The 4,424-nt window shown below is 48.1% G+C and carries 6 protein-coding genes; 3 read left to right on the top strand and 3 right to left on the bottom strand.

What is annotated here, in order from left to right:
* Positions 1-99: 99 nt before the first annotated feature.
* The 3 genes from WBV27_RS02675 to WBV27_RS02685 form a co-directional block, all read right to left on the bottom strand.
* Positions 100-417 carry a P-II family nitrogen regulator gene (locus WBV27_RS02675; RefSeq protein WP_086628639.1) on the bottom strand — a complete coding sequence of 106 codons (318 nt, stop codon included), beginning with the start codon at positions 415-417 and terminating at the stop codon, positions 100-102.
* A 27-nt stretch (positions 418-444) separates the two neighbouring features.
* A complete protein-coding gene (locus WBV27_RS02680; protein ID WP_424199180.1) occupies positions 445-774 on the bottom strand; it encodes a P-II family nitrogen regulator in 330 nt (109 codons plus the stop codon).
* Between the two features lie 61 nt (positions 775-835).
* Complete coding sequence (locus tag WBV27_RS02685; RefSeq protein ID WP_424199182.1) at positions 836-2,200, bottom strand: aminotransferase class III-fold pyridoxal phosphate-dependent enzyme; 1,365 nt, start codon at positions 2,198-2,200, stop codon at positions 836-838.
* Between the two features lie 749 nt (positions 2,201-2,949).
* On the opposite strand from WBV27_RS02685, the gene WBV27_RS02690 reads away from it, so the two are divergent.
* From WBV27_RS02690 to WBV27_RS02700, 3 genes are all read left to right on the top strand, one after another.
* On the top strand, positions 2,950-3,123 hold the full coding sequence (locus tag WBV27_RS02690) for a type II toxin-antitoxin system HicA family toxin (protein ID WP_424199184.1): 174 nt from the start codon (positions 2,950-2,952) through the stop codon (positions 3,121-3,123).
* A 44-nt stretch (positions 3,124-3,167) separates the two neighbouring features.
* Positions 3,168-3,572: a type II toxin-antitoxin system HicB family antitoxin gene (locus WBV27_RS02695; RefSeq protein WP_424199186.1), complete on the top strand. Its 405-nt coding sequence runs from the start codon at positions 3,168-3,170 to the stop codon at positions 3,570-3,572.
* An 84-nt stretch (positions 3,573-3,656) separates the two neighbouring features.
* The coding region (locus WBV27_RS02700; RefSeq protein ID WP_424199188.1) for a Fic/DOC family protein at positions 3,657-4,424 on the top strand (768 nt) is incomplete at its 3' end.

Here is a 4,424-nt window from a genome sequence, read left to right on the forward strand (position 1 = left end):
TCGCGGACGTGCTTTGCTCGGGAATCAGTGCATCGCTTGTGAGCGTATCTGCTTTCTTCATAAAATTGTCCTCCTTGGTCTCTTTTCGCCTAAACTGTTTCATGCGCGGCGTACCTGATATTCGCGGGCGATCGTTTGCACGAAAATTTTGCCGTCCCCCGCTTGACCGGTGCTGTTGACGGCCAACAAGATGCCGATCACATTTTCCACATGTTCATCCTCCGTCACGATCGTAAACATCCGTTTCGGCATCAGCACGCTGTGTCCGACTGTTTCGCGGAAGTCTCTCCCTATCAGAGGGTTCTTGCCGCGTCCGAAGACTTTTCGGCAAGTGAATCCCGGAAAGCCGCCTGCAGCCAGCTTTTGTTTCGTTTCCGTCACCTTGTTCAGGCGAATGATCGCTGTCACTTCCTTCATACAATTCCCACCTTTACAGTCCTTCTATTAAAGTCCTTCAGCGCCGCTACTGATCGTATAGGCATTTTCGATTGCGTGCACGAATATTCTGCCGTCGCCGTAATTCCCCAAATCGCTTGTGCGCGCCTGGGTGGTGATCACGTCGACGATTTCCTTCTCATGGGCTGCTTCGGCCACCAGGAACAACAATTCCTTCGGCAGTTCGTCGTAGAAAACGTCGCCGATATGGATGCCTGCCTGTTTCCCTCTTCCGTACACGTCCATCCGCGTCACGGCGGTGTGCCCCTTTTCAGCGAGTTTCGCCAAAATCAGTTCGGTCTTCTCTGGCCTTACGATGGCCTCAATTTTCACTAGCATGCGCTCCACCCCTTATATAGTAGATTTTCTGAAATGTGTTGCGGCCGGGAACCGGCGCAGTTTACATATATTGCTCATCGACAAGCGTCAGCACTTCATCCAGGATCGGCAGCACTTCAGCCAACTCTGCTTCGGTGATCGTAAGCGGTGGGCAGACGCTGATCGTCGTTTCGCGGCCGAAAGTCGAGAAGCCTCGGTCCTTCAGTTCCTTGTAGATTGCCGGCATGATCCGGTTCGGCGTGTTGAACGGCACGAGCGGTTCGCGCGTTTCCTTGTCGAGCACCAGCTCCACCCCGCAGAAGAGGCCGTAAGTCCGGACATCGCCCACGCAAGGGTGCTTGGCTTTCATCTCTTCCAGGTAGTCCTTCAATACTGCGCCGATCTTTTCGACGTTGGCGGCGATCTTCTCATCCTCGTAGACTTCCAAAGTCGCCAAGCCGGCAGCGCAAGCCAAGGTGTGGCCGCTGTAGGTCAAGCCGCATTGGAGCTGGTTCTCGGTGAAATATTCGCTGATCCACTCGGAGACGATTACGCCTCCCAGCGGCACATAGCCTGATGTCACCCCTTTGGCGAAAGTGATCATGTCCGGCGTGAATCCGTACTGTTGGAAGGCGAAAGCTGTTCCGGTCCGGTAGAAGCCGGCCATGACTTCATCGCAGATCATCACGATGCCGTAGCTGTTGCAGAGGTTGCGCACCCCTTCCAGATAGCCTTTTGGATAGGCGATGATGCCGTTCGCGCCGATGACGGTTTCCAAGAGGATGGCCGCCACATTGTACGGGCCCTCGTATTGGATCTGTTCACCCAGTTTCTTCAGATAGAAGGCCGTCAGTTCCTCTTCGCTTTCAAATGGAAGATTGTCACGGTAAGGAGACGGATTGGAGAATTTCACGAAGCCGTTCGCGCCGCCGATTTCAGCCGCAAAGCGTCTGGAATCTCCGGAAGCATTGGAAGCGGCAAGCGTGGCGCCGTGGTAACTGTGGTAGCCGCTGAACACTTTCGTGCGCCCCGTCGCGATCCGCGCCATCTTGATCGCATTTTCGTTCGCATCGGCCCCGGCATTCGTGAAGAACACGCGCGCCATATCCCCGCCGGCCAGCTCGACCAGTTTCTTCGCCAACAAGGACTTCACATCGGTCGCATAACTCGGTGCCATGAAGCACATCTTTGCAGCCTGATCCTGGATCGCCTTCACCACTTTCGGATGCTGATGGCCGATGTTCGCGTTCACCAATAAGGAGGACATATCCACTTGACGGTTGCCTTCATAGTCCCAGAAATAAATGCCTTCCGCCTTTTCGACTGCCATCGCAGCTTGGCCCTGCTTCGACCAGGCTCGCATCACGTACTGTTGATCCATCGCTATTACTTCTTCTCCGGTTAAAGTTGTTGCTGTCGTTGTATTCCATGTTGCGTTCACTGTCATGCTGTTCCCTCCCGATGAAATTTCTTTTAATCGTTTTTTAATATGTCCCCATAATACGGGGGTTCCGGTTCATCGTAAATAAAAAGCTCTAATTTCATGATAGACTTTATGACATTTCTGCTTCCATCCGGAAAATATTCCGCTTACAACGGGGAATATTTCTTGTTGTTTGTCAGTTATGTAAGGTTTTTATGAAAAGAAACTGACTTTCGGCGTTGCATAATCGGAAGGGTTTTCAAGTTCGCAGTTGGTGGGATGAGACAGATGGGCTATCGATATATTTAAGTATTCTTTTGAAAAACTGCGCCAGTTTTCAGAAGTTAGCGTCAGCTTTGCTGACATACTTTGATTGCGGATGAGTTTTTTCGCGGTTATCAAGAGTAAGCATGTGAGGAAATCTGCCGCAAATAGGGTCGGGTTTGGGAAAATTGTCGGAAGTTTGCCTGATAAATAAAAGACAAAATGTTCAAAAGAACGCTAAAAAGCGAAGATAACCAGCTGGAGGATGCTGATGGTTATCTTCGCATTTTTCTATTGGGAATCGAACCCAATAATTGGATTACATTATCATTTTCGGTTTCCAAACTTTTATCCTTCGACTCTGAAATTATCACATTAATGAAAAAAGGTATATATTGCGTATATTCCTTTTGACATTTCATTTTAAAGTCTATTCAACAAAAGCTAGCGACCCATTTGACGAATACGTACTAAGCACGTACAATACTATTGAAGAGGAGTTCATTAAATTGAAAACCCGTGACCTTATTAAACTTTTCGAACAAAATGGATGGTGGTTCCTGAACCATGGCGGCAATCATGATATTTACACCAACGGAAATGTGAAAGAACAGATTGTTCGACACAAGGAAACAAATGAACGCTTGGCAAAAGCTCTCATCAGGAAGCACGGTCTTAAATAAAACCTAACTTTTACACTTATCATGAATCAACAGGAGGACTCATCATGATTGAAGACAAAATATACATCTATCCCATCTACATCACCGTCGACTTGGCGGAGGAATACCCTTATTTCGTTGAGATACCGGATGTGGATGGCTATACACAAGGGAAAGACTTGGCGGAGGCCATCACGATGGCGAGGGACTATATCGGTTTTGCCGTCATTGATAAACTGGAGCAAAACGAGCCTCTACCCTTGCCAGATCAAATCACCTATCTACAAAAAAATACTCAGATTAAGACACTTGTGGATATCAACTTCAAAAAATATAAAGCACAGCACGACAACAAAGTGGTGAAAAAGACGCTCACGATTCCCAATTATTTGAATGAACTTGGCATCGAAAAAGGCATCAACTTCTCTTTGACATTGACAGAGGCTTTAAAGGAAAAATTGGGTGTCTGACTCGACGGCATCAATCCATAATAAGATGTAAAATCATTATTTCCATTTGAAAGGGGCATAGGTATGGACTATTCAGAAGGCAAATTGCCGCCCACCTATGATTTGGCCGAGAACGAGTTGCCTTATCAGATTAAATTAGCTCTGTGGCAGACTGCGTTTGGTTTGCAAAAAGTCGATGGGCTCAGCCCATCCGAGTACATGGTCGAGCTGGCCTCTGAACATATAGAAGGAAAAAAAGGATATGACGCCATTTATCGCGAAATTTCGGATTATCACCGGAAAGCGCAGGTGGATGCCAACACGGTCGAGGCGGATATCGTTTCGCTCCGGATTGCGGAATTGTTGGCCGAAGATCACTTCCTGCTCTCCCCTTCCACGCTGTTGGGCATCCACAGGCATTTGTTCGCTGATGTTTTCCCGGTAGAAATTCCGGCAGGCAAGTTCCGGACGGTGAACATCACAAAGAAAGAGCCTGTGCTCGATGGGGAGACGGTCCAATACAGTTCGCATTTCATGATCCAGGATACGTTGGCGTACGATTTTGAAAAGGAACAGAATTTCTCGTACAGAAATCTGAGCAACGAGCAAAAAGCGCTGCATGCGATGGCATTTTTGTCGGATATTTGGCAAGTCCATCCTTTCAGGGAAGGAAATACCCGGACGGTCGCCGTTTTCGGTATCCAATATTTGAGAAAATTAGGGCTACATATCGACTATTCGCTCTTCAGCGAACATGCCGCCTACTTCAGGAATGCCCTCGTGCTCTACTATTATCAGGGCGAGAAACAGGATAAACAGTACTTGAAAATGTTTTTCGAAAATCTGTTGTTGGGCAAACAGAACGTGCTGTCG

The sequence above is a fragment of the Trichococcus sp. genome, assembly GCF_049589555.1.
Taxonomy (GTDB): domain Bacteria; phylum Bacillota; class Bacilli; order Lactobacillales; family Aerococcaceae; genus Trichococcus.

Excerpts from the sequence above, each read along its gene's own strand:
- WBV27_RS02675 (WP_086628639.1), bottom strand. The coding sequence starts at position 417 with ATGAAGGAAGTGACAGCGATCATTCGCCTGAACAAGGTGACGGAAACG.
- WBV27_RS02680 (WP_424199180.1), bottom strand. The coding sequence starts at position 774 with ATGCTAGTGAAAATTGAGGCCATCGTAAGGCCAGAGAAGACCGAACTG.
- WBV27_RS02685 (WP_424199182.1), bottom strand. The coding sequence starts at position 2,200 with ATGACAGTGAACGCAACATGGAATACAACGACAGCAACAACTTTAACC.
- WBV27_RS02695 (WP_424199186.1), top strand. The coding sequence starts at position 3,168 with ATGATTGAAGACAAAATATACATCTATCCCATCTACATCACCGTCGAC.